The sequence below is a fragment of the Vibrio sp. TMPB1044 genome (genome assembly GCF_030442075.1).
In the GTDB taxonomy this organism is placed as follows: Bacteria; Pseudomonadota; Gammaproteobacteria; order Enterobacterales; family Vibrionaceae; genus Vibrio; species Vibrio satsumensis.
In genome coordinates this window covers 198,412-218,455 of sequence record NZ_JAUJED010000019.1, presented here as the reverse complement: position 1 = coordinate 218,455, position 20,044 = coordinate 198,412, and the positions used below count along the sequence as shown (strand labels likewise).

The window sequence follows — 20,044 nt, the reverse complement described above, 5'->3', positions numbered from 1 at the left end:
AAGAAAATGACACACCTCCACAACCTGATGAAAGTCCCCTTTCTCAGGGAGAGGTCATTGCACAAGAAATCAAAGATGTTCGAGATGTCGACTTAGACGATCTCATGACCACTGAGTTCAAAGGACGCGTTGTTCGCAAAGACTTAACGAAACAGCTTAAAGAAGGGGCAAATGTCCCTGTTTATGTCCTTGAATATCTACTTGGTATGTACTGCTCGGCAACCGATGACGACCTTATCGAAGCAGGAATGGGACGTGTTAAGAAAATCTTAACGGATAACTACGTTCGACCTGATGAAGCTGAGAAGGTTAAATCTCTCATACGTGAGCGCGGTACACATAAAGTCATTGATAAGATATCGGTTAAGCTCAACCAAAAGAAAGACGTCTATGAAGCAAGCTTATCAAATCTCGGTATCAAAGATGCAGTGATCCCTGCCAGCATGGTGAAAGAGAACGAGAAACTACTGACAGGTGGTATCTGGTGTATCGTGACTCTAAGCTATTTCTTTGAAGAAGGACAAAAGACGTCACCATTCTCTGTGCTTGGTCTTAAAGCAATTCAAATGCCATCGATGAATATGGACGAAGTCTTTAATGCTCGTCGAAACTTCTCGATGGATCAGTGGTTAGATTTGCTATTGCGCTCGATCGGCATGGAGCCTACAAACCTTGAGCAAAGGGCTAAGTGGCATATCTTGGCTCGCATGATCCCGTTTGTAGAAAACAACTATAACGTCTGTGAACTTGGCCCTCGTGGTACGGGTAAATCACACGTATACAAAGAATGTTCTCCGAATTCTTTACTCGTATCTGGTGGCCAAACAACCGTTGCTAACCTTTTCTACAATATGTCTTCACGCCAAGTAGGGCTTGTAGGTATGTGGGATATTGTGGCGTTCGATGAAGTTGCTGGTATTCGTTTTAAAGACAAAGACGGCGTGCAAATAATGAAGGACTATATGGCTTCAGGCTCTTTTAGCCGAGGTCGTGACTCCATTGAAGCAAAAGCCTCTATGGTTTTCGTCGGTAACATAGACCAAAGCGTAGAAACTCTTGTAAAAACAAGCCACCTACTCGCTCCATTCCCTCAAGAGATGATCGATGCCGCTTTCTTTGACCGTTTCCATGCCTATATCCCAGGGTGGGAAATACCTAAGATGCGTCCTGAGTTCTTCACAAACCGTTTTGGGTTGATTACAGACTATCTTGCAGAGTACATGCGTGAAATGCGTAAGCAGACGTTCTCAGATGCTATTGATAAGTTCTTTAAGCTAGGTAATAACCTTAATCAGCGTGATGTCATTGGTGTGCGTCGCACTACTTCAGGCTTATTGAAACTTCTCGTCCCACACGGTGAATATACTAAAGAAGATGTTCGCACTTGCTTAACATACGCGTTAGAAGTTCGCCGACGTGTCAAAGAGCAATTGAAAAAAATTGGCGGTATGGAGTTCTTCGATGTGAATTTCTCTTATATTGATAATGAGAGTCTTGAAGAGTTTTTTGTTAACGTACCAGAACAAGGTGGTTCTCAGCTAATTGCACCAGGCATTCCAAACCCTGGAGTGATTCACTTTGTTAGTCCTGGCCATAGCGGTAAACTCGGTGTGTTCCGAGTAGAAACGCAAAAGACTGCGGGTAATGGAAAACTTACAACCTCAGGTTTAAGTTCAGATACCGAAGCAAAAGAACAAGTAAAGATCGGGTTTGAGTATTTTAAAGGCAACTTATCACGCATTGCTGCAAACAGCCAATTCTCAGACCATGAGTTCCACCTGCACTTCGTTGACTTACAGATGTCAGGTAATTCTCACAGTTCAAGCCTTGCCTCGCTGATCGCTAGCTGTTCAGCTTTGCTGAATAAGCCTATGCAAGAATCAATGGTTGTACTAGGGTCGATGACACTTGGCGGTGTACTAAACCCAGTGCAAGATTTAGCTGGTTCCATGCAAGTTGCTCTTGAAGCGGGTGCAACAAAAATATTGATTCCGATGGCATCTGCCACAGACATCCCTACCGTACCAGCAGAGACTTTTACCAAGTTCCAAGTGAGCTTCTATAGTGATCCTATTGATGCGGTATATAAAGCGCTCGGGGTTAGCTAGGCACATTCCGAGTAGATAAAAGCGGTTGTTGTGGCCGCTTTATGTAATATACTCAGATCGGTTTTAGGTATCGCCATCAGATCTGCTCTCTCGGTATTCGTGATGTTTAGTGATAGCTTTCTGGTTTTAAACCAGAAGCAATCATTACGCACCTAGCGGGTTCACCATAAAGGCGCGTTAGCTTTGCGGGATTAGGCAATTGAGGAGAAGCTTAGAATCACCCACTTCAGCTTTACTCGCTCTAATTTCACGCTCTACTTCAGCCATAAAATTATTGATTGTTTACACATGACAGGCCTCTCAAACTAAGTCGTTTCGTTGAGAAGCATAATATTTGAAAGGGGTTTCGAAATGAGATTTATAAGCTTGTGAAAACGTATCTACCAAGATGAGGTTCATGAATGTGGCTAAAGCTAAGCCTTAGTTAGCTTTGATTATCGTGGTATTCAATATCCACTTTCATAACTAAACCTTTTACCATCGCATCCCATAACGCAGGAGCATACGTTTTAAGAATAACTACACCTGAGTTTCGCTCATTACTGGAATCAGAGGCTCTGTCAATTTCCAACCATTCTTCAATAGAATATACGTCCGCACCTTGATAAAGCCAATCTCCAACGTTGCATCGAATAGAGTCTTCAGTGCCGGTTTTTATATAGATATGTCGACCTTCTCCTGTCGCTATATAATCAATCACTCCAACTTTAAGCATATCTATCCCCTCTAAATCTTATTTATTTTTTGATGACAACCGTAACGAACTTTCGTGCAGCAGTAACAATAGTAATTTAGCCCCTAGATTAACGCGAACATCTACGTTCTAGGAGCTATGAGCTATGAGCTATGAGCAATAAAGCTAAGCATTCAATTTACATATCGTTTTATTGACTTATCAATTGATGCTTCAATAACTTCAAGTACCCAATCAGAATCCCGCTTTATAGGCTCATTCAAGCAGTGATGAAGCACCGTTACTACAACTTCCGCCACCTCACTCACAAACTTATGCTCTCTTACATAATGCATTGGGTGTAATGACGTTCTTTCTCTTACCAAACAATAGACTTCTTGATAGCTTTCATCGATATCCTGATGTGACATGGCTTTGAAATGTTGCCCTTGAATCACATCGAAGCACAAACTAGTGCAATGGATTGTCAAAGGAGAATACTTCATTTATCACCTCCTAACCCACCACTATTAGCTTTTTTCAATAGACGTTCAAATGCACTTCCATCATTCCGCGTTAAATTAGGAACGAAACGGCTGTATGTCTGAAAAAGCATCTTGGTCGTCGTATGCCCCATTTGCCTAGCTATCCACTCAGGCGCTTCACCAGCGGCAAGCATCAGAGTGGCATAAGTATGGCGCGTTTCGTATGGACGACGATACTTCAACCCCATCTCTTTTAACGCAGGCTTCCAAATTCGGTCACGGACATTCCCTTTGTCCAAAGGGTTCCCTGCAGCATTTGTAAAGACGAACTCTCCTTCCCCTGTTAACTTGAATTGCTTTTCCAAAGCCTCATAAACATGAGAGTTCATTTGAATATCTCTAGCAGAACCTGTCGTCTTCACTGTATCCATTCTCCCATGTACATAAGTTTCACGAACAGAAATTGTCTTCAAATTGAAATCTACGTATTGCCACTTCAAACCATCAATCTCTGAAGTCCGCATCCCAGTAAAGAAGCGTGTGGTGAAATACGTCTTGTAATCATCCCTAATTTTATCGAGAAAATGCATTACTTCCTCAATACTAAACGGCTGGACGTCTCTTCTATCAATTCTCAACGCTTTAATGTTTTCAAACGGAGTTCTAAATTCATAACGATCTGCAGCTTCTGACAGCATCATCCTTAATGGCGTCATCACGTGATTAATAAACTCTGCTGATAGTTTCTTACCCGATTTTGGTTTAGCTAATTCGGCTCTGAACTTCAAAATATCTGGCCTAGAGATCTGATCAATAGAAGTAGTTCCAAAGTGTGGAACAAGGTATCTATAAAGGTATAAACGGATACTCTCTTTATAACTTTCTTTCCATCGACTCTCGTTTTCTTCATACCACTCAGCGGCAAAATCTTCTAATGAAATAAGGGAAGTTCCTTGTGCTTCGTGTACCGCACTTTTATAACTTCCCAACATTTCGTTCTTTACCTTTTCAGCCTTACAGTCCTCCTCAAGAAATCGAGCAGCTCTACTTGAGCTCGGAAAGTAATCCCTGTAGACGAAAGATCCCAGTCTTATGTCTGCATCTATCTGATTAAGCAGCTTTTGCAACTTCCTGGTATTTTGAATGGTATTAGGTAAGGCTGTCTGTTCTCTGCATCGGATATCGTTGTACCTAAAATCCAGAAATAGTTTTCCATTTCGTTCTCGCACTTTACCCATAACAGATACGCCCCCCAGCCATTGGAATTATATTTTGATTTCGAGATGCAGATTGATACAAATCCCGCTCAATAGCTTCCCAAATGTAGAGAATTTTGCGACCATTGAAAGGTCGGATGTAATGCTTACCTTCGATGAAAAGAGAGTCTCGCAATGTCGCGTTAATATAGTTGGCGCTAAATTTGATACGACTTGCGAGCTCTTTTGCAGTCAATAATGTTTGGTCCATAATGACCTCCTTATTTGCTAGCCAAGAATAATTTTCGTCCTGACAAGACAAACTATAGAGCCATCAATTCGTCCTATCAAGACGAATTATATACCAAATAATTATATAGAAATGATTAAATATAAGATTAAAGAATTATTAGAGATTAAATCGTTACGCGAAAAACGTAAGATTACTTTATCTGAAATTGCCGAAGCCGTTGGAATTCAAAGCTCCGCGATGTCAAAGCTTGCTAATAACAAAGGTTATACAACCACAACGACCACTTTGAATGAATTGTGTAAATTCTTCGACTGCAAGATCGAAGAGCTTATAGAGTACATACCAGAATAAGAGCCAGTTAGATAGGTATCTAGATCATAGCGTTCTCTCAACTATCCCACTTCAATTTCCCCTTCCAGATGATCTATTGTTTGGAATAAGGACTTTATCTTAGGTTAAGAAGCCCTCTCCTAATAGTACAGTTACTGCTAGTTTATTGAATACAGCAAGTGGCTAGCTTAGTTTTGCCCCAAAGCTCGTTAGAGTATAAGGTCTAACCACATTGACGCCCATATTTTCCGTTACATAATATAATCTGTGAAGAATAGCGCATGGCTGTGCGTGCAAGTATGCTTGAAGCAATGAATCGAGAGGGGGCACGCCAGAATAAAAGTTACGGCATTAATTGCTCTCTGATTCTTCTTCAATATAGATGTGCTATTCACATGGGTAATATATTCTGCTTTGGGTATCCGCAGGATGCGTGCCTGTTATGACTCACCTTGTTAGTGATTGTGCTCATTGAACTCGGTGTCCAAAACTGCTGGTACGAGCATTACTAATTTAGCCTGAAAATTTCAAATTACTTAAACAAAGTGTGTTTTCCTTTTAGAGCAATCATCTCAATGACAGTTATTAAATTAAACTCTGAACAAATTGAATTAATCCGGGCTGTAGGTGGACTGCCATCAGTGCACAAACTAAGCGAAGCTATTAAAGAGAATCCGCAAAAGTACAACTTGTTGAGACCACTTCTCAAAACAGGGTTAAATCTTGATGAGGTTGCCCGTAGATATGACTTGGGAAGAAACTTGAGGCGCACAACAGGCAGCGTTAAGTGGGACTCGGATGATGGCAGAAAAGCCCTAATTGATGGACTGGCAGAGCTTGTAAATACCACCGGTTGCTTTTATTCAGGCAGATCACTTCTAAAGTGCCATCAACAACTGACCCTTTGTATGGATAAATCTGAAATCGGCATAAAAGCTATGAGCCTGCCTAAACCACTAAAGGACGCCTTTTGGCCGGATAATAACAATGGTAAATACAGTAATCTGCATATCAAATTTTTTGAGTTAGTCAAAAGCGGTCAAATCAATATACCGGGGTTTAGCTACTCAAAGATGTACGAGAAGGAGAATATTAAAGCGCTTTCTTCGTTTTTAGAATCCAGCGTAAAGACATGGTCGACCAAGGGAATAAAGCACCCAGACATTGATCTTGAATGGACGTACATGGTCTACCTAGCAGTCTTACTGAGTATCTACAGCAAGTGTCCGTCGATTGACGATATTCGAAAATTAAAACATCCACTACTCAACAATTGCAGTTCTGTTTTCACCGAAATGAAAGATGACACGCCACTTCTCGATTACCTACCACCGCAAAAAGGTGCAAAAGGCGTGTTCGAGGGTTATGAAGGTCTAACCCGATTAAAGAAGTTCATATCTGATTTATTAAAGGAATACGGATGCGTGTTTCCCTTAACTCTACTCAAGTCCAATCCTGACGTCAGTCATAGCGATGTCACTATTCGAAGAGCAATCAAGAAATACGGTTATACCGACATCTATGAATTGCAAAAAGAGATAATTAACGAACAACTCATAGATGTGAATCTTCCAAAAGCACATATGCTCGCTATAGACTCAACAGGCATTGGCTCAGCAGGAGAGCTCAAAATAAGACGTACCATTGAAGCACCGACCTTTAAGACTAAAGTGGAAAAGTTGGGTTATCAATTTTCCTATGACGTTCAATGTAATCTCTCAGAGTTTGACGAGCGTCGAGCCGATGGTGTCTTATGTAGCACACTCATCATCGAAGTCTCCATGGTGAACCCTGAGCTATTTACGCAGAACAAAGAACCCCACAACAAAACTGAAAATGCTTATTATCATAATAGAAAGCAATACTATCGTGACCTAATGAGCTCTCCTTTTAGCTCCTTTATTATGAGTAGCGATGATGTGGTTGCAACGAGCTGTGCCCAATTATCAGAAAAGTTGCTTGCGTTGCTGAAACAGGCCAAAGAATTGAATAAGCCGAAAATTGAATACCGGTGTGATAAAACCATCCAAAGTTCACGCACGATGAATGAAATCAAAATTGGTAAGGAGCTTAAAAACACACTCTATTATCAGGCTGGGAGTCGGTTACTTCCTAGCCGTGTAGAGTTTGAATTGATTGATTTTATTAATCACCAGTCACTTGTAGTGATCATGACTCACACAGGGACAACCGACATTTGTAAGCAGTGCGACTTGTATTTTGAGGAACATCTAACCACCAATACTGATGATGAAATCAAAACCAATTCTGACTTAGCTAAAATGATATTGGCTCGGAGCTTCGGCTATCTGCAATATCTCCCTAAGCCTGGCTATTGGAATAGCTCGGAGAAGAAACTCCTAAATCACTATAAATCAAACTATGAGGATTGGGAGGCTCGTATCGAGGCCTTGGCAGGAAAGAAGTTTATCTCGGGGCGAGTAAAAAACCTACATTTCTCAAAGGGCAATGAACCGATTGTCGAAAACATTGCTAAAACCTTTACTGAAATGCATTACGTCAGGGCTGGTGGACGTATCTACCCAACGAAAGGACAACTTGAACGAGAATCCAAATCAGGGGCTTGGATACCATTCCAGCAAATTCTTGAAGACCCACTACTTGAAGCCAAATTGAGTAAACTCAGTGGACTTATCTCCTTACAAACATTTGTTGAGCAAGCCTTAGTGAATGCTGAACAGAACTTAAAAGGACAGGTTAGTCAAAAGTCACGTTTATATTTAGCTACACACTTTGAAAGAATGGCCAAAAATGATTGGCGAATGAGTCAATCGCAGAAGTTCAAATTGTGATCTGCTACTCTCGACGCAAAGCAGCAAGTAAAGCTGAAGTCATCGAATGTGTAGTCGAAGAGATAATATTTCTCATTCAGCGTATTAAGGCGGGGCGAGGACGAACATTTTAGTAGAGAACGTTAAGAGGCATCTGATGTGTTGTACTAATTCAGACCTGATCTGACAGTCACCTACTTTTGACTCGGAGCCTTTCAGATTACATCTGGGCTAGATTCATTTCGGCCCAGATTTTTTGCAACTTATCCATTGAGTCATTGAGTCATTGAGTCATTGAGTTTCTCTCTGGACGTCATTTGGCAGAAATTATTCAATATGGTCTTGTGGAAGCGTTCGCAGATATCATTGGTTTATGGCGGCATGGTTTTAGCGTGGTCGTCATCATTGATGGCCAAGTAAAGTTGGTAATCATGCTAGTTCACTCGAATACTGAATTGCTCCAGCCAAACTGGACAATTAACTAAGCAATTTTCTATATTTACACTTATTCGCATCTGTCTAGCTAAACTGATTACTCTAAGAAGTTTTTGTCCAAGAGTATGCTGAGATTTAAGTTCTTAGTGGTGAGAGCGTAGCGACAGCCTAAACTAGCCGTGTTAGTTGAACGTGGGCACTGCATGGGCACGAAAGGAACTAATTGTGCCTAACCAGACAAGAGTCAGCTGAAACAAAACCATTGAGGCTGATACGAAATGAATAACTATGTAAATGTGACAGGTACAAAAAAGCCCACACTAGGTGGGCTTTCTTTTTGAATTTGGTGCCCGCTACTGGACTCGAACCAGTGACACCTTGCATGTCATGCAAGTACTCTAACCAACTGAGCTAAGCGGGCGATGTTCTAATTTCTTATTACTACCATTGTGACAAACTCAATAGTTATGCAATAAAAACTAAAGAAGGAATGGTGCGTCCGAGTGAACTCGAATCACCGACCCCCGCCATGTCAAGGCGGTACTCTAACCAACTGAGCTACGGACGCATTCCTTTAGAACGAGGAAGATATTAACGACTGATTTATTGCGGCGCAAGTAGAAATTACACTTGAATCAACCGTTTGCTCTTATTCGCACCAATACGTTGAATTTTTAGACGTGAAACGCAAATAAAGTTGAGTTACATCACACTAAGTATTGAGTGTTACTTTACGTTATTCCTCATCTACATCGAACACGACGTTGTAATTCTCGGTATACGTACAGTTAGGCTGGCGGCTACAAGTGAAGAATCGTCGACCTTTGTAATCGCCTTGGCTTGCCAGTTTGATGATCATCGGGCTGCCACATTTCTTACAGAATCGAACTTCTTTTGATGGCTCGATCAAATCGATGTGGGCTGCCAGTAGCCTCTTCAAACGGCTCACTTGATAGCTGTGTTTAATAGATGCACCAATCAGTGGCAAGCCTGCTGATTTACAAACGTGAATCAGTAGCTTTTCGCGGTCGACTTTCCCTTTATTGAGCTCTTTACCGTTATCGAGTTCGATGATCACACGGGGTTCTAACGTTCGTGGGTCGCAGACGACAAAATCAAAGTAACTACGTGAGATCTTGTTGTTGGCGATAAACCAATTCTTCTTGTTATTCGTCTTAGCTGGAACAAGCACGTTCGACATGCTGACTTTAGCAAACACTTCCCCATGGTTACCCACAGCAGATTTTAGCGCATTATAGAATGTCGCCTGTTGCGCCGACATCAACGCCCCTTTCTTCTGGTAAGCATGGTCTTTGGTGTCATCGTGTTTCACTACATACTTTTGAATAAAGTAAAAGAACACTACCAGAACAATCACAACGATAAAGATATTAGTCATTTTCCAACACAATCAAGTCTGTATAGGGATTAAGAGAGTGGCTAGCGTATGTAGAAATACACCACCTGGCAAGCAAAAGAGCGAGAGTTACCAACCAAAATCACGACCTTTGAGCGCTGTAATCACCGAGAGCTCGCTCCCGCGCTAGACACATCTCTCCTATTTTGATGATCAAATCATCAATTACACTCTAGATTGATTTAGATCAATTTACTTGAATTTGTGATCAACTAGTCTAAAAAACGTTAGACAGATGTTAATAAGGAAGTTGATATGGAACTTAAACAAGACCCAAGATGTTATACCGACGTATGTGTTGATGGCAAATGGTTCCACTATGACCACTGCGGAACTCGAGCTTACATGTTAAAAGGTGGCGCTTCCGCTGTGATTGAACTAGCAAGAGAACCTTCTACAGAAGGCGAACTGGTTGAAATGCTTCAAGGTGTCGCTAAATAATTCACCAAATCAAAGTCTGAATTAAGCGAATAAGAGTAGATAGCTGTATTATTTCAGATAAGCACTCTTATCGCTTAGTTATGGAAGTTCAGGTTTCCTGATTACAGGGGATTAACCAAGTTTGGGTTCTCAAACGATAACGACTTTATTACGCCCTGACTGCTTAGCTTGATACAAAGCGTCGTCTGCCGATTTTAAGTGTTTCTTATAGGTACGACTATTTAACTGTTGTTCCGTTAGATGAGTCGTCGCACCAATCGATGTAGTTAATTCTAGTAAGCCAGAATGCGTTTCAATCGGTTGGTCAGCGATCGCTTGCCTTATCAGCTCAAGTTCTTTATCAGGTTCTTGATTCCCAGCAAGCAACAAAACAAACTCTTCCCCACCCCATCTTGCCACAACATCATTTGTTGATAATATTTTCTCCAAACGCTTAGCGACTTCCACCAGCACTTGGTCGCCGATATCATGCCCATAAGTGTCATTAACTTGTTTGAAGCGGTCCAAATCAAGAATAGCGAGCGTATACCCGAATGGCGACAAATGGTGTGGTATTGGCTTAGTTAACAGTTGTTCCAAGTAACGCCTATTGTATAAGCCTGTCAGTTCGCATCTTGTTGATTGCTTGAGTAACTCTTTGTTGGTCTTCTGGATGGAGCGCAACCTTATCAAAAGTAACGCGGCGCTGAACATCACCATGATACCCAACGCGACAACAATTCGATTTCGTAACTGCTGCTTATCTAAGGTCAGCTCACCCAACTCTTTCTCTGCATTTAGCAGTTCATTCTCTTTAGCTAATGATGCCGTAGCAAAATCTTGTTCGAGCAAGAAAATATCGCTCTGACGCTTGTCAAACAACAGTGCCTTGTTACCCTTGTAGTAGAGTTTGAAGTAGCGAAGTGCGTTCTCGCTGTCGCCTCTTGAGTCATAGTATTCTGCAAGTGTTCTTAAACCGAGAACCTTCCAACTTCGAGAGCCAACAATGTCGAACATTGCATACGACCGCTTAAGATCTGCAAAGACAAAATTGTCTCGATTCAGACCAATATTAGCTAAGGCTCTGTTTAAATAACACTGACCCAGTTGAAGTGTGTATCTGTCCACTCTCGGATATCTAAGGCACAGGTTTGCGACTTGCCGTGCTGACTCAAAGTTCTTTTCCGCCAACAACACATCACTCTCTGCTTTTAACAAGATGATTTTGTATCGCTCACTCACGTTATCGCCATTGAGTTTGGCAGCACTTTGATACGCCTCTCGGCCTTTCACTAACTCACCACTGCGCAGATAGGCAAAAGACTCATTCACATGCAACACACCTATGGTAGACGCTTCAAGTAATCCGCTCTTATAATAGAGTCTTTTGGCTTTTTGAATCAGCTCAAGTGCTTTAGGCCAATCTTCCAAATAGATATAAAGCAGTGCCATGTTAGACACTAACTTGCTGTTGTAGATGTGATGAGGGTACTTCTTGCCCAGATCTAAGCCTTTATGGAAAAAGTATTGAGCTTCAGGAAAGTCATTGCGGATATTGTTGATGACACCAGCCGTGTTATAGGCCTTAATCAACAACTCTTCATAGTGGAGCGATTCTGCGATATCTATCGCTGCTCTGATTTGGATTTCAGACTCCGCTAACTCACCCTTACTGATGTATTCGATCGCCAACTCAACTAGAGATTGGGCCTTTAGCCAACCCATATGTTCGTGTTGTGCGAGTGCTTTAATCTGTCTGACGTATTCGGAAACCGCTTCGGTATCCAGTTTGTGTTGGGCGAGGTTCGACAAAATCATCAATTCGTAAGCACGATAGATGGCTTTATCTTGGTTTGGGAACTTGACTTGCAGAGCTTCGAGTTGTTTGGAAGCTAGATTAGGATCACCACGGGATATATCGAGAATATCAATCAATGCAGATCCATATTGAGAGAGTAATAACTCTTTCTCTGGACTATAAACACTCGGGTTTTCAGGGCGGATATGCTTTAAATCGTCGTCATAAGTTGGATAGAGCAAATACAGCCCAAGCACAACACTCATCAGAATGACGAGGAGGAATGAACCTAACACATTGTTTCTATTCATTTATCTGCGCCATTATTGATTGTATTCCAATTTCATCGACGTTTTTCAAAGCGGCTAAACATTATACCCGACAGATATACAGATTAAAATCCTGTGCACTGGTAGATCTGAGTAGTGTTTTTCTCATTAAATAGAATAATCAGGTAACTTTCTTGATTTAACTCAGACAATCATCTACCACATTGGCGTTATAGTAATTTTCCTGTTCCTACCTCCGCGGCTTCTTTAGAACAAGCGGAAGCATAATGAGAATTAACAATGACCCAAATTAATGAACAACGTCTTGTAGAACATTTCTGCGATCTAGTGAAAATTGATAGTGAATCTCGTAACGAAAAAGCGATTGCTGAAGCTTTAGCTGAGCAACTCGGTGAACTAGGTTTTGAAGTTCACAAACTGGCGGTTTCTGAAGAAGTGTCTAATGGTTTCAACATTTACGCTCGTCTTGATGGCACTCTTCCAGGCAGCACAGTGTTCAGCTGCCACATGGACACTGTAACGCCAGGCATCGGCATTGAGCCAATCATCGAAGACGGCATCATTCGTTCAAAAGGCAACACAATTCTAGGTGGTGATGATAAGTCTGGTATTGCGGCTATCATGGAAGCAATTCGCGTAATCAAAGCTGAAGGCCAAGCACACAAAACCATTGAAATTGCATTCACAGTATTCGAAGAAGGTGGTCTATTTGGTTCTTTGAACTTCGATATGTCTTACATTAAATCTGAGCACGCTATTGTACTAGATACGGGCGGTCCGATCGGCACTATCGTAAATGCAGCACCTGGCCAACAGAAAATCGTTGCTAAGATTAAAGGTCGCCCTGCTCATGCTGGTCTAGCACCAGAAGAAGGCATCAGCGCGATTCAAGTGGCAGCAGACGCTATCACTAAGATGAACCTGCTTCGTATTGATGAAGAAACAACAGCAAACGTTGGTATTATTGAAGGCGGTCAAGCGACTAACATCGTAATGCCAGAGCTTAAAGTGGTTGCGGAAGCTCGTTCCCTAAACGGCGAAAAGCTAACAGCGCAAGTCGAACACATGATCTCGACATTCGAAGAGAGCGCAAAGCAGTTCGGTGCTGAAGTAGAAATCGAATCAACTCGTGCTTACGATGCATTCGTTATTGCAGACGATCACCCGCATATTCTTTCGATCAAATCAGCGTTCGAAAAGCTTGGCGTAACGGCAAACACCAAACGCACCGGTGGCGGTAGTGATGCAAACAACTTCAATGCGAAAGGTCTAACAACCGTTAACCTATCGACTGGTATGGCGAAAGTACACACCACTGAAGAGTACATCGCAGTGAAAGACATGGTTGCTATCACTGAGTTTGTTGTGGCTTACGTAACACAATAATCTTACTTGTGAGCTAGATGGAGACTACCATTTAGCTCATAACGAAAAGCCGAGTCCACATATGACTCGGCTTTTTTGTGTCTGTACTTAGTTGAAAGTTCGAACCTAGAAACCTCTACGCTTCCAGAACTGGCCTTCGTCTTTCGCTACTAAATCGAATGTCTTATCTGCGATGATGTTGCCTTTTAGCTCGACCGTCATACGCCATTTGCCTAGCTTGTTCGAGACAGGCGCCCAAATAGTGTCACCTAAGTAAAAATCCCAGTCGTTGTTGCCGACATACTCTTCGCCATCGAACGGTTCAAGTACCTCACCTTTATCAGTGGTGATGTTCGGGTGATAAATGCAGTAACGAATCTTCTCGCCTTTGGCTTTTTTTATATTCAAGATATAGCCAAACTCCACGTCGATTTCAGCATCAACGATGGTGGTGAACTCTTGGATTTTTGGGAGGTCTTTAGATTTTGAATCCCATGTAGAGTAGATACCATAAGAGGTCATGTCGACCACAACAGAGCGCTTTGCCATGTGTATTACCTAATAATTATGTATTACTTAATATTCATCATTTGTTGACGTCGACTCGTTAGCCAAGTTCTAATGAAACAAATGCTAGCTAAATGCTTGTTAGCAGAAAGTACAGACAGGGCTATTCTTGCCAATCTTTCGCCATTCGCTTGATCACCGAAGGTTCAATATTGTGAATAGTGCCATAGTTCTCTCGGCAAACTTCAATCACCAAGTCAGCGTTGTATTTAAGTGCAAGTTGACGATAAGCCTTCATTTCCCATTGTTTGATGAAGGTATTTGAGACCACGACATCAAGGCCTTGCTTTAGACCATTTTCAGCCGTGTTCTGACACCACTCATGTGCTTGTTGCAGCTGCCTAGGGTCAAAATGGTACTCACCTTGCTCATTCACATAATACATATCGGCTTCAACATGCAATGCATCGTAGGTTTTTGCTTTTGTTGATTTGCCAGAACCGGGCAACCCTCGAATGAGTATTAACTTCATCTGTCACTTTACAGGCTAATTCGAAACCATGAGTTTATCGTAAATAATAAAGAGTTTCTCTGATAACTGCCTTTACTCTGCGTCCGAAAACCAAGTCCTTACACTAGAGTCAGGTAATCACTGATTACTACGAGACTTCCCTCGAAGCCCGTGGATTGCTTCTGATAGAAAACACAAATAATTTACATCTATCCATTTTGCATATCGACAAGCGTATCAAACTACTATAGATTTAGATGTATAGACGTCTACATATCTAGCTTAGGGAGAAAGCTGTGCCTATTCGCATTCCAGACCAATTGCCAGCATCTGATGTTCTTCGTGAAGAAAACATCTTCGTTATGCCGTTATCAAGAGCATCGACACAGGAAATTCGTCCACTTCGAGTCTTGATCCTCAACCTAATGCCGAAAAAGATTGAAACTGAAACTCAATTTTTACGCCTACTATCAAACAGCCCATTGCAAGTGGACGTAGAGCTGCTGCGCATTGATGACCGGCCAAGTAAAAACACACCGACTGAACACCTTGATAACTTCTACCGCCAATTTGAAATGGTCAAAGGAAGAAACTTTGATGGATTGATCATCACTGGTGCGCCGCTTGGCTTGGTTCAATTTGAAGATGTTATCTACTGGGATCATTTAAAAACCATCATGGAATGGGCAAACAAACACGTGACTTCAACTCTATACGTATGTTGGGCGGCTCAGGCTGGTTTGAAGTTATTGTATGATTTGCCTAAACGTACTCGTAAAGAGAAGCTATCTGGTGTTTATAACCACGAGATACATAACCCATACCACCCTATTTTACGTGGCTTCGACGATACATTCTTGGCACCGCACTCTCGCTATGCTGACTTCTCTCAGGAGTACTTAGCTGAGCATACCGACCTTGATGTTCTTGCGACTTCTGATGTTGCGGGTGTATATCTAGCGGCGACCAAAGATAAGCGAAACGTGTTTGTAACAGGTCACCCTGAATACGACTCCCATACACTTCACAATGAATACATTCGTGATTTAGGTGAAGGCATGGAGCCTGTTATACCAATCAACTACTACCCGAACAACAATCCAGACAACAAGCCTGTTGCAAGCTGGCGTAGTCATGGGCACTTGTTGTTCTCTAACTGGCTAAACTACTGCGTTTACCAACAAACGCCTTATGATTTGGATCATTTCAGCGAAGAAAATTTCACTAAAGACGATTAAGTTCTTTATTCCGATTCAAAAACACATAAAGCCGTGTTCAGTAGGTTGTTGATAAAACGACGAATTGGACGCGTTTTTTTATGGTGGTTGAGTCGCATTCCATAATAGATTTAACACTTCAATGGGTTTGATTTTATATGATGGGTTGGTGTTCATAAGGAGCTTCACATGCCTGCCAAGCCGTCATTCTCAAACCCGATTTCGTCATCCCGACCCCATCCATTATCAAGCGTGGTTCTACTCGCCTTGATTTCGTTGGTCGGTTGCGTCTCTGTTACTGAGGGGCCACCAAAAATTGAAAGTGACCCTATTGCGATGTCTGAATCTCGAATCGAATTAGGTTTGGGCTATATGGGACAAGGCAATATGGTAAGAGCGCGTGAAAATCTTGAGCTCGCAATTAAACACGCACCTAGCTACTACCGTGCTCGGCTTTCAATGGCGCATTACTACGAACAAGTGGGCGAAGTAGACGAAGCGAGAACCACTTACCGCAAAGCGCTCAGTCTCGATTCAAGAAACGGCAATGTATTGAACAACTACGGTACATTCTTGTGTAAACAAGGCGAATACGAACAAGCCGATAAATACTTTAATCGTGCTATCGACCAGCCCTACTACTACTTGGTGTCTGCAAGTTATGAAAATGCCGCGTTTTGCGCATTTAAGGCTGGCAATACCGACCAAGCGAAGTACTACTTCAGCAGAGCGATTGACCACGATCCAAACCGCGTAAAATCGATACTACAGTTATCAAAAATTGAAGTGAGTGACGCCAATTACAATGACGCTCGACTCCGTTTATTCAAATTCCACCAGCGTTATGGCTATCAAATTCCATCGCTTAAAATCTTGGTCGATCTCGAAAACAAAGCAGGTAACAGAGCTCTAGAACAGAAATATCAGAGTAAGTTAGATGAGTTACTTTCTGCTTAGCGTATATGCAAAACACAAAAAACGGGCTTGTTGCATTAACAACAAGCCCGTTCGTAATTTCAGCTTAATATCTTAACTAAGTGTAGCGGCTATTTGAGCGCAATCCACTCTTGTCTTTGCTCGTCGTCCATAAAGGTCCATGCGATAAAGCGACTTACCTTCTGGCCTTGCGACATCTCCACGACTTTTACTTGTTTAGCTCGTAGCTTACCAAGCTCTGAACGAACCATATCAACGTTATCTTTCTTAGAAATCAATGTCGTAAACCACAAGACTTGAGTAGCAAAAAGTTGACTCTCTCTTGCCATCTTCATAATGAAAGCGGCTTCGCCACCCGGGCACCAAAGCTCGGCTTTTTGACCACCAAAGTTTAAGGTTGGTTTATCTTGCTTAGTTGATCTATCTAACTTAACTGGCTTCTTGTTCGTTTCTGGCTTGAATGACTGACCTGCTTTCTTAGCACGGTTTGCCGCTAGATTATCCAGTTTACGTTGTGACCCCTTTTCCGCTTCTTCAAGAGAGCTATGGAATGGAGGGTTACAAATAGTGACATCGTAACGTTCATTATCTTTAATCACACCCTTAAAGATAGATTCAGAGTCCGCTTGTAGGCGAGCCCGGATCTTACCTTTTAGATTAGGGTTACTTTCCGCAATGAAGTTCGCTGTTTTGATAGAGACTGAGTCGACATCAGTTCCCGTGCAGCGCCACTTATACTCTGTCGCACCAATGATTGGGTAAATACAGTTTGCACCAACACCAATATCTAGCGCTTTCACAGACGCGTGGTTATAAGGTTCGCCTTGGCCATCGCTATTAAGGATGTCAGCTACTCTGTGAATGTAGTCTGCACGACCAGGAATTGGCGGACACAAGTAACCTGCAGGAATATCCCAATGTTTAACGCCATAGTGATGCGCCAACAAAGCTTTGTTGAGTAGCTTAACGGCTAATGGATCAGAGAAATTAATGGTGTCTTCACCCACTGGGTTCTTGATCAGATGCTCTTTTAGCTCGGGCAAGGCTGCAACCAACAACTCAAAGTCATAACGACCAGTGTGCTGGTTTCTTGGGTGTAACCCACCTTGAGGTTTTTCAGCCGAACGTCTTTTCTGGGCTGCGTTCTTGTTAAAAGCCGTTTGATTGAAAGAACCCTTATTCGATGATCCTTTATTTGAACCCGGTTTGCCTTTGCTATCTTTTGCAAAAGGTCGCTTTGCTTTGTTATTGCCCGCACCTTTCGGTGCACTATTCTTGCGGCTTTTATCAGATGTGTTCTTTGTAGAAATACGCTTGTCGCTACCTTCTTTATTTTTATTGTCTTTTGTTTTTACTGATGAAGTGCTGTTTTTCGACAGGCTTAGCGTCGTTCTATTTTGTGATTGGCTCATTGGGCTACTTCTTTAAATCTAAATACATCATGAATAAACGGGCATCCAACTCAAGTTGATGATATTCCGGCTCCATGTGACAGCATAGTTGGTAAAAGGCTTTGTCGTGCTCTTTCTCTTTGATATGCGCCAGTTCGTGTACCACCAGCATTCTCAGCAAAGGTTCTGGTGCATTTTTAAAAACACTGGCGATACGAATCTCATTCTTTGATTTGATCTTTCCACCATGATTCTTGGCAACGTAAGAATGCAGACCCAACGCATTGTTGATTAGGTGTATCTTACCGTCGTAAATCACTTTGCTGATCGGTGGTGTTTTTTTCATGTAGCGATTTTTTATCTCAATCGCATAGTCAAACAGGGCTTTCTCGCTTTTTATTTCATGATTCTTTGGGTAGCGAGCTTCAAACCACGGCACTAATTTTCCCGACTCAACAAGTTGCGTCACAGGATCAAGTATGTGCTTTGGATAGCCTTGAATATAGCGTAAAGAAGGATGCATGCTGAAAGACCGTACAAGTTACACCACGACAATACGTTGTGGTCTTGAAAATTGAGCCGCATAGTGTAACTGATCACACTTTGCTAATCACCTAGGATTCGTTACACTTTAGTGAGATTCACCAAGAGCTAGACTCAAAAAGAGATTGTAAAAATGAAACGTGTTGTATTGTACGTCGCAGACAAGTGCCCGCACTGTAAAGATGCCCAAAGGTATTTAGACTCTAAGAAAATTGTTTACCGCCTGACGAATGCAAAGATGCAGCGTGGTCGTAAAGAATTACAAGCGATGGGTGCTCGTTCTATCCCCGTGCTTAAGATCGGCGATCAAGTGATGGTCGGCTGGAATCAGAAGAACTTCGATAAGATGTATAACTCAAAGAACACTTAACGTGATTTAAGAGACTTATATTTCTACAAACAAAGCCCGAATGTCCAACCTAGGATGTTCGGGCTTTGTTTTGTCTATGACATTCTAAATCACACATACCGCTTAACGAAATCGATAAAGGTTCGGTCTGCTTTTGACAGATACCCTTCTTTTCTCCACGCCAAAGATAGATTCAGCTTCACAGGGTCTTTAAATGGCACGCCTACTACGTCTTCCTCGTATTCTGTAACCAAACTGAGCAAAGCGGTGATGGCAAACTCTCGCTTCACGATAGAAAGAATCATCGGCAATAAATTGGTTTCGAACGCGATGGTCATATCGAGGTTGTACTTCTTGCAAGTAGCATCGATAAAATCACGGTGGAAGTAGCCTGATTTGAACATGATCAGCTCTTGAGCAAAAAACTCTTCAAAGGTGATGGATGGTTGCGTTGCCAGTGGGTGATCTTTGCCAACGACCGCTAGCATTTCTGAGCTTAACAGGTGGTCAGTTTCAAGATCATCAGGGACATTCTCATGGTTGATTACGCCGATATCGAGTTCGCCGTTTAACAACATTTCTCGAATCGATGCGGTGCCGGCATCAATCAAGGTCAACTTTAGGTTTGGGTATTGGCTTTTAAATGCCATCACAACTTGCGGGAAAAAATAACTCCCCATCATGCTTGGAGCGCCTAACCGCACCTCGCCTTTCTCCAACCCCTTTAACTCATTCATCGCAAGCTGCGCATCATCAAACTGCTGGGCGATTCGCTTTGCATGCTCAAACAGTACCTTTCCCTCTTCCGTTAAGGTGACGGATTTATCTCCACGACGAAACAGAATCAACTCAAGCATTTGTTCGAGTTTTTTTATGGAGATACTCAATGCGGGTTGAGCGATATGCAGCGCTTTGGCGGCCTGAGTGAAATTACCAAACTGCGCAACAGCCAGAAAATGTCGAAGTGGTTTTGATTCAAGCATGACGATATATTTAATATATAGAGGTGATATTTTTAATATATTTCT

19 protein-coding genes, 2 tRNA genes and 1 pseudogene are annotated in these 20,044 nt (G+C 42.1%); 8 read left to right on the top strand and 14 right to left on the bottom strand.

The annotated features are described in order from the left end of the window. Positions 1 to 68: 68 nt before the first annotated feature. On the top strand, positions 69 to 2,108 hold the full coding sequence (brxL, locus tag QQ041_RS12940; RefSeq protein ID WP_285954224.1) for a protease Lon-related BREX system protein BrxL: 2,040 nt from the start codon (positions 69 to 71) through the stop codon (positions 2,106 to 2,108). Positions 2,109 to 2,532: 424 nt separating this feature from the next. Here brxL and QQ041_RS12935 read toward each other — a convergent pair whose 3' ends face one another. The 4 genes from QQ041_RS12935 to QQ041_RS12915 form a co-directional block, all read right to left on the bottom strand. Continuing rightward, positions 2,533 to 2,823, bottom strand: a complete 291-nt coding sequence (locus QQ041_RS12935) for a hypothetical protein (protein WP_285954125.1) — start codon at positions 2,821 to 2,823, stop codon at positions 2,533 to 2,535. 152 nt (positions 2,824 to 2,975) lie between these two features. Continuing rightward, the gene (locus QQ041_RS12930) at positions 2,976 to 3,287 is read right to left on the bottom strand and encodes a hypothetical protein (protein ID WP_061018163.1); all 312 of its coding nucleotides are present in this window, start codon (positions 3,285 to 3,287) and stop codon (positions 2,976 to 2,978) included. After that, positions 3,284 to 4,504 carry a tyrosine-type recombinase/integrase gene (locus tag QQ041_RS12925; protein ID WP_353057836.1) on the bottom strand — a complete coding sequence of 407 codons (1,221 nt, stop codon included), beginning with the start codon at positions 4,502 to 4,504 and terminating at the stop codon, positions 3,284 to 3,286. The genes QQ041_RS12930 and QQ041_RS12925 overlap by 4 nt, the downstream gene beginning before the upstream one ends. Continuing rightward, complete coding sequence (locus QQ041_RS12915) at positions 4,497 to 4,733, bottom strand: hypothetical protein (RefSeq protein ID WP_017070423.1); 237 nt, start codon at positions 4,731 to 4,733, stop codon at positions 4,497 to 4,499. The genes QQ041_RS12925 and QQ041_RS12915 overlap by 8 nt, the downstream gene beginning before the upstream one ends. 111 nt (positions 4,734 to 4,844) lie before the next feature. Here QQ041_RS12915 and QQ041_RS12910 point away from each other — a divergent pair, with 111 nt between their 5' ends. Both QQ041_RS12910 and QQ041_RS12905 read left to right on the top strand, forming a co-directional pair. Then, positions 4,845 to 5,066 carry a helix-turn-helix transcriptional regulator gene (locus tag QQ041_RS12910; protein ID WP_285954124.1) on the top strand — a complete coding sequence of 74 codons (222 nt, stop codon included), beginning with the start codon at positions 4,845 to 4,847 and terminating at the stop codon, positions 5,064 to 5,066. 554 nt (positions 5,067 to 5,620) lie between these two features. After that, a complete protein-coding gene (locus tag QQ041_RS12905; protein ID WP_285954123.1) occupies positions 5,621 to 7,858 on the top strand; it encodes a hypothetical protein in 2,238 nt (745 codons plus the stop codon). Positions 7,859 to 8,057: 199 nt separating this feature from the next. Here QQ041_RS12905 and QQ041_RS12900 read toward each other — a convergent pair. From QQ041_RS12900 to QQ041_RS12885, 4 genes and pseudogenes are all read right to left on the bottom strand, one after another. Further along, positions 8,058 to 8,283, bottom strand: a pseudogene (locus QQ041_RS12900) (IS481 family transposase); the annotation flags it as partial. A 333-nt stretch (positions 8,284 to 8,616) separates the two neighbouring features. Next, positions 8,617 to 8,693 (bottom strand) — tRNA-Val (locus tag QQ041_RS12895). Between the two features lie 70 nt (positions 8,694 to 8,763). After that, positions 8,764 to 8,840: transfer RNA gene (locus QQ041_RS12890), tRNA-Val, on the bottom strand. A 168-nt stretch (positions 8,841 to 9,008) separates the two neighbouring features. Beyond that, positions 9,009 to 9,671, bottom strand: a complete 663-nt coding sequence (locus QQ041_RS12885) for a DUF2726 domain-containing protein (RefSeq protein WP_048658548.1) — start codon at positions 9,669 to 9,671, stop codon at positions 9,009 to 9,011. Positions 9,672 to 9,944: 273 nt separating this feature from the next. Between QQ041_RS12885 and QQ041_RS12880 the strand changes: the two genes are divergently transcribed. Next, entirely contained in the window at positions 9,945 to 10,130 is a 186-nt protein-coding gene (locus tag QQ041_RS12880; protein WP_048658547.1) for a hypothetical protein, read from the top strand. 129 nt (positions 10,131 to 10,259) lie between these two features. Here QQ041_RS12880 and QQ041_RS12875 read toward each other — a convergent pair whose 3' ends face one another. Beyond that, entirely contained in the window at positions 10,260 to 12,218 is a 1,959-nt protein-coding gene (locus QQ041_RS12875; protein ID WP_285954122.1) for a GGDEF domain-containing protein, read from the bottom strand. Between the two features lie 258 nt (positions 12,219 to 12,476). Here QQ041_RS12875 and QQ041_RS12870 point away from each other — a divergent pair, with 258 nt between their 5' ends. Next, the gene (locus QQ041_RS12870; RefSeq protein WP_285954121.1) at positions 12,477 to 13,583 is read left to right on the top strand and encodes a M20/M25/M40 family metallo-hydrolase; all 1,107 of its coding nucleotides are present in this window, start codon (positions 12,477 to 12,479) and stop codon (positions 13,581 to 13,583) included. Positions 13,584 to 13,688: 105 nt separating this feature from the next. On the opposite strand, the gene QQ041_RS12865 is transcribed toward QQ041_RS12870, so the two are convergent. Together QQ041_RS12865 and QQ041_RS12860 are read right to left on the bottom strand one after the other, a co-directional pair. Then, positions 13,689 to 14,111: a DUF3859 domain-containing protein gene (locus QQ041_RS12865; protein WP_048611912.1), complete on the bottom strand. Its 423-nt coding sequence runs from the start codon at positions 14,109 to 14,111 to the stop codon at positions 13,689 to 13,691. 121 nt (positions 14,112 to 14,232) lie between these two features. After that, positions 14,233 to 14,601, bottom strand: a complete 369-nt coding sequence (locus QQ041_RS12860) for an ATP-binding protein (protein ID WP_146491203.1) — start codon at positions 14,599 to 14,601, stop codon at positions 14,233 to 14,235. Positions 14,602 to 14,876: 275 nt separating this feature from the next. Between QQ041_RS12860 and metA the strand changes: the two genes are divergently transcribed. After that, positions 14,877 to 15,818 carry a homoserine O-succinyltransferase gene (gene metA / locus QQ041_RS12855; RefSeq protein ID WP_060981869.1) on the top strand — a complete coding sequence of 314 codons (942 nt, stop codon included), beginning with the start codon at positions 14,877 to 14,879 and terminating at the stop codon, positions 15,816 to 15,818. Between the two features lie 168 nt (positions 15,819 to 15,986). After that, positions 15,987 to 16,754 carry a type IV pilus biogenesis/stability protein PilW gene (pilW, locus tag QQ041_RS12850; RefSeq protein ID WP_285954120.1) on the top strand — a complete coding sequence of 256 codons (768 nt, stop codon included), beginning with the start codon at positions 15,987 to 15,989 and terminating at the stop codon, positions 16,752 to 16,754. A gap of 89 nt (positions 16,755 to 16,843) precedes the next feature. On the opposite strand, the gene rlmF is transcribed toward pilW, so the two are convergent. Then, positions 16,844 to 18,145, bottom strand: coding sequence for a 23S rRNA (adenine(1618)-N(6))-methyltransferase RlmF (gene rlmF / locus QQ041_RS12845; RefSeq protein ID WP_285954119.1), 1,302 nt, complete (start codon positions 18,143 to 18,145; stop codon positions 16,844 to 16,846). A gap of 4 nt (positions 18,146 to 18,149) precedes the next feature. Continuing rightward, positions 18,150 to 18,647 (bottom strand): YgjP-like metallopeptidase domain-containing protein, encoded by a 498-nt coding sequence (locus tag QQ041_RS12840; RefSeq protein ID WP_004734935.1) that lies wholly within the window; start codon positions 18,645 to 18,647, stop codon positions 18,150 to 18,152. A 153-nt stretch (positions 18,648 to 18,800) separates the two neighbouring features. On the opposite strand from QQ041_RS12840, the gene QQ041_RS12835 reads away from it, so the two are divergent. Further along, positions 18,801 to 19,037 (top strand): glutaredoxin family protein, encoded by a 237-nt coding sequence (locus tag QQ041_RS12835; protein ID WP_016786183.1) that lies wholly within the window; start codon positions 18,801 to 18,803, stop codon positions 19,035 to 19,037. A gap of 89 nt (positions 19,038 to 19,126) precedes the next feature. On the opposite strand, the gene QQ041_RS12830 is transcribed toward QQ041_RS12835, so the two are convergent. Then, positions 19,127 to 19,999, bottom strand: a complete 873-nt coding sequence (locus QQ041_RS12830; RefSeq protein ID WP_285954118.1) for a LysR substrate-binding domain-containing protein — start codon at positions 19,997 to 19,999, stop codon at positions 19,127 to 19,129. Positions 20,000 to 20,044: the final 45 nt, after the last annotated feature.

Coding starts and splice junctions, on each gene's coding strand:
- QQ041_RS12930 (WP_061018163.1), bottom strand. CDS start 3,287: ATGAAGTATTCTCCTTTGACAATCCATTGCACTAGTTTGTGCTTCGAT.
- QQ041_RS12840 (WP_004734935.1), bottom strand. CDS start 18,647: ATGCATCCTTCTTTACGCTATATTCAAGGCTATCCAAAGCACATACTT.
- QQ041_RS12865 (WP_048611912.1), bottom strand. CDS start 14,111: ATGGCAAAGCGCTCTGTTGTGGTCGACATGACCTCTTATGGTATCTAC.
- QQ041_RS12915 (WP_017070423.1), bottom strand. CDS start 4,733: ATGGACCAAACATTATTGACTGCAAAAGAGCTCGCAAGTCGTATCAAA.
- QQ041_RS12860 (WP_146491203.1), bottom strand. CDS start 14,601: ATGAAGTTAATACTCATTCGAGGGTTGCCCGGTTCTGGCAAATCAACA.
- QQ041_RS12885 (WP_048658548.1), bottom strand. CDS start 9,671: ATGACTAATATCTTTATCGTTGTGATTGTTCTGGTAGTGTTCTTTTAC.
- QQ041_RS12935 (WP_285954125.1), bottom strand. CDS start 2,823: ATGCTTAAAGTTGGAGTGATTGATTATATAGCGACAGGAGAAGGTCGA.
- pilW (WP_285954120.1), top strand. CDS start 15,987: ATGCCTGCCAAGCCGTCATTCTCAAACCCGATTTCGTCATCCCGACCC.
- QQ041_RS12830 (WP_285954118.1), bottom strand. CDS start 19,999: ATGCTTGAATCAAAACCACTTCGACATTTTCTGGCTGTTGCGCAGTTT.
- QQ041_RS12870 (WP_285954121.1), top strand. CDS start 12,477: ATGACCCAAATTAATGAACAACGTCTTGTAGAACATTTCTGCGATCTA.
- QQ041_RS12905 (WP_285954123.1), top strand. CDS start 5,621: ATGACAGTTATTAAATTAAACTCTGAACAAATTGAATTAATCCGGGCT.
- QQ041_RS12910 (WP_285954124.1), top strand. CDS start 4,845: ATGATTAAATATAAGATTAAAGAATTATTAGAGATTAAATCGTTACGC.
- QQ041_RS12880 (WP_048658547.1), top strand. CDS start 9,945: ATGGAACTTAAACAAGACCCAAGATGTTATACCGACGTATGTGTTGAT.
- rlmF (WP_285954119.1), bottom strand. CDS start 18,145: ATGAGCCAATCACAAAATAGAACGACGCTAAGCCTGTCGAAAAACAGC.
- QQ041_RS12925 (WP_353057836.1), bottom strand. CDS start 4,504: ATGGGTAAAGTGCGAGAACGAAATGGAAAACTATTTCTGGATTTTAGG.
- QQ041_RS12875 (WP_285954122.1), bottom strand. CDS start 12,218: ATGAATAGAAACAATGTGTTAGGTTCATTCCTCCTCGTCATTCTGATG.
- QQ041_RS12835 (WP_016786183.1), top strand. CDS start 18,801: ATGAAACGTGTTGTATTGTACGTCGCAGACAAGTGCCCGCACTGTAAA.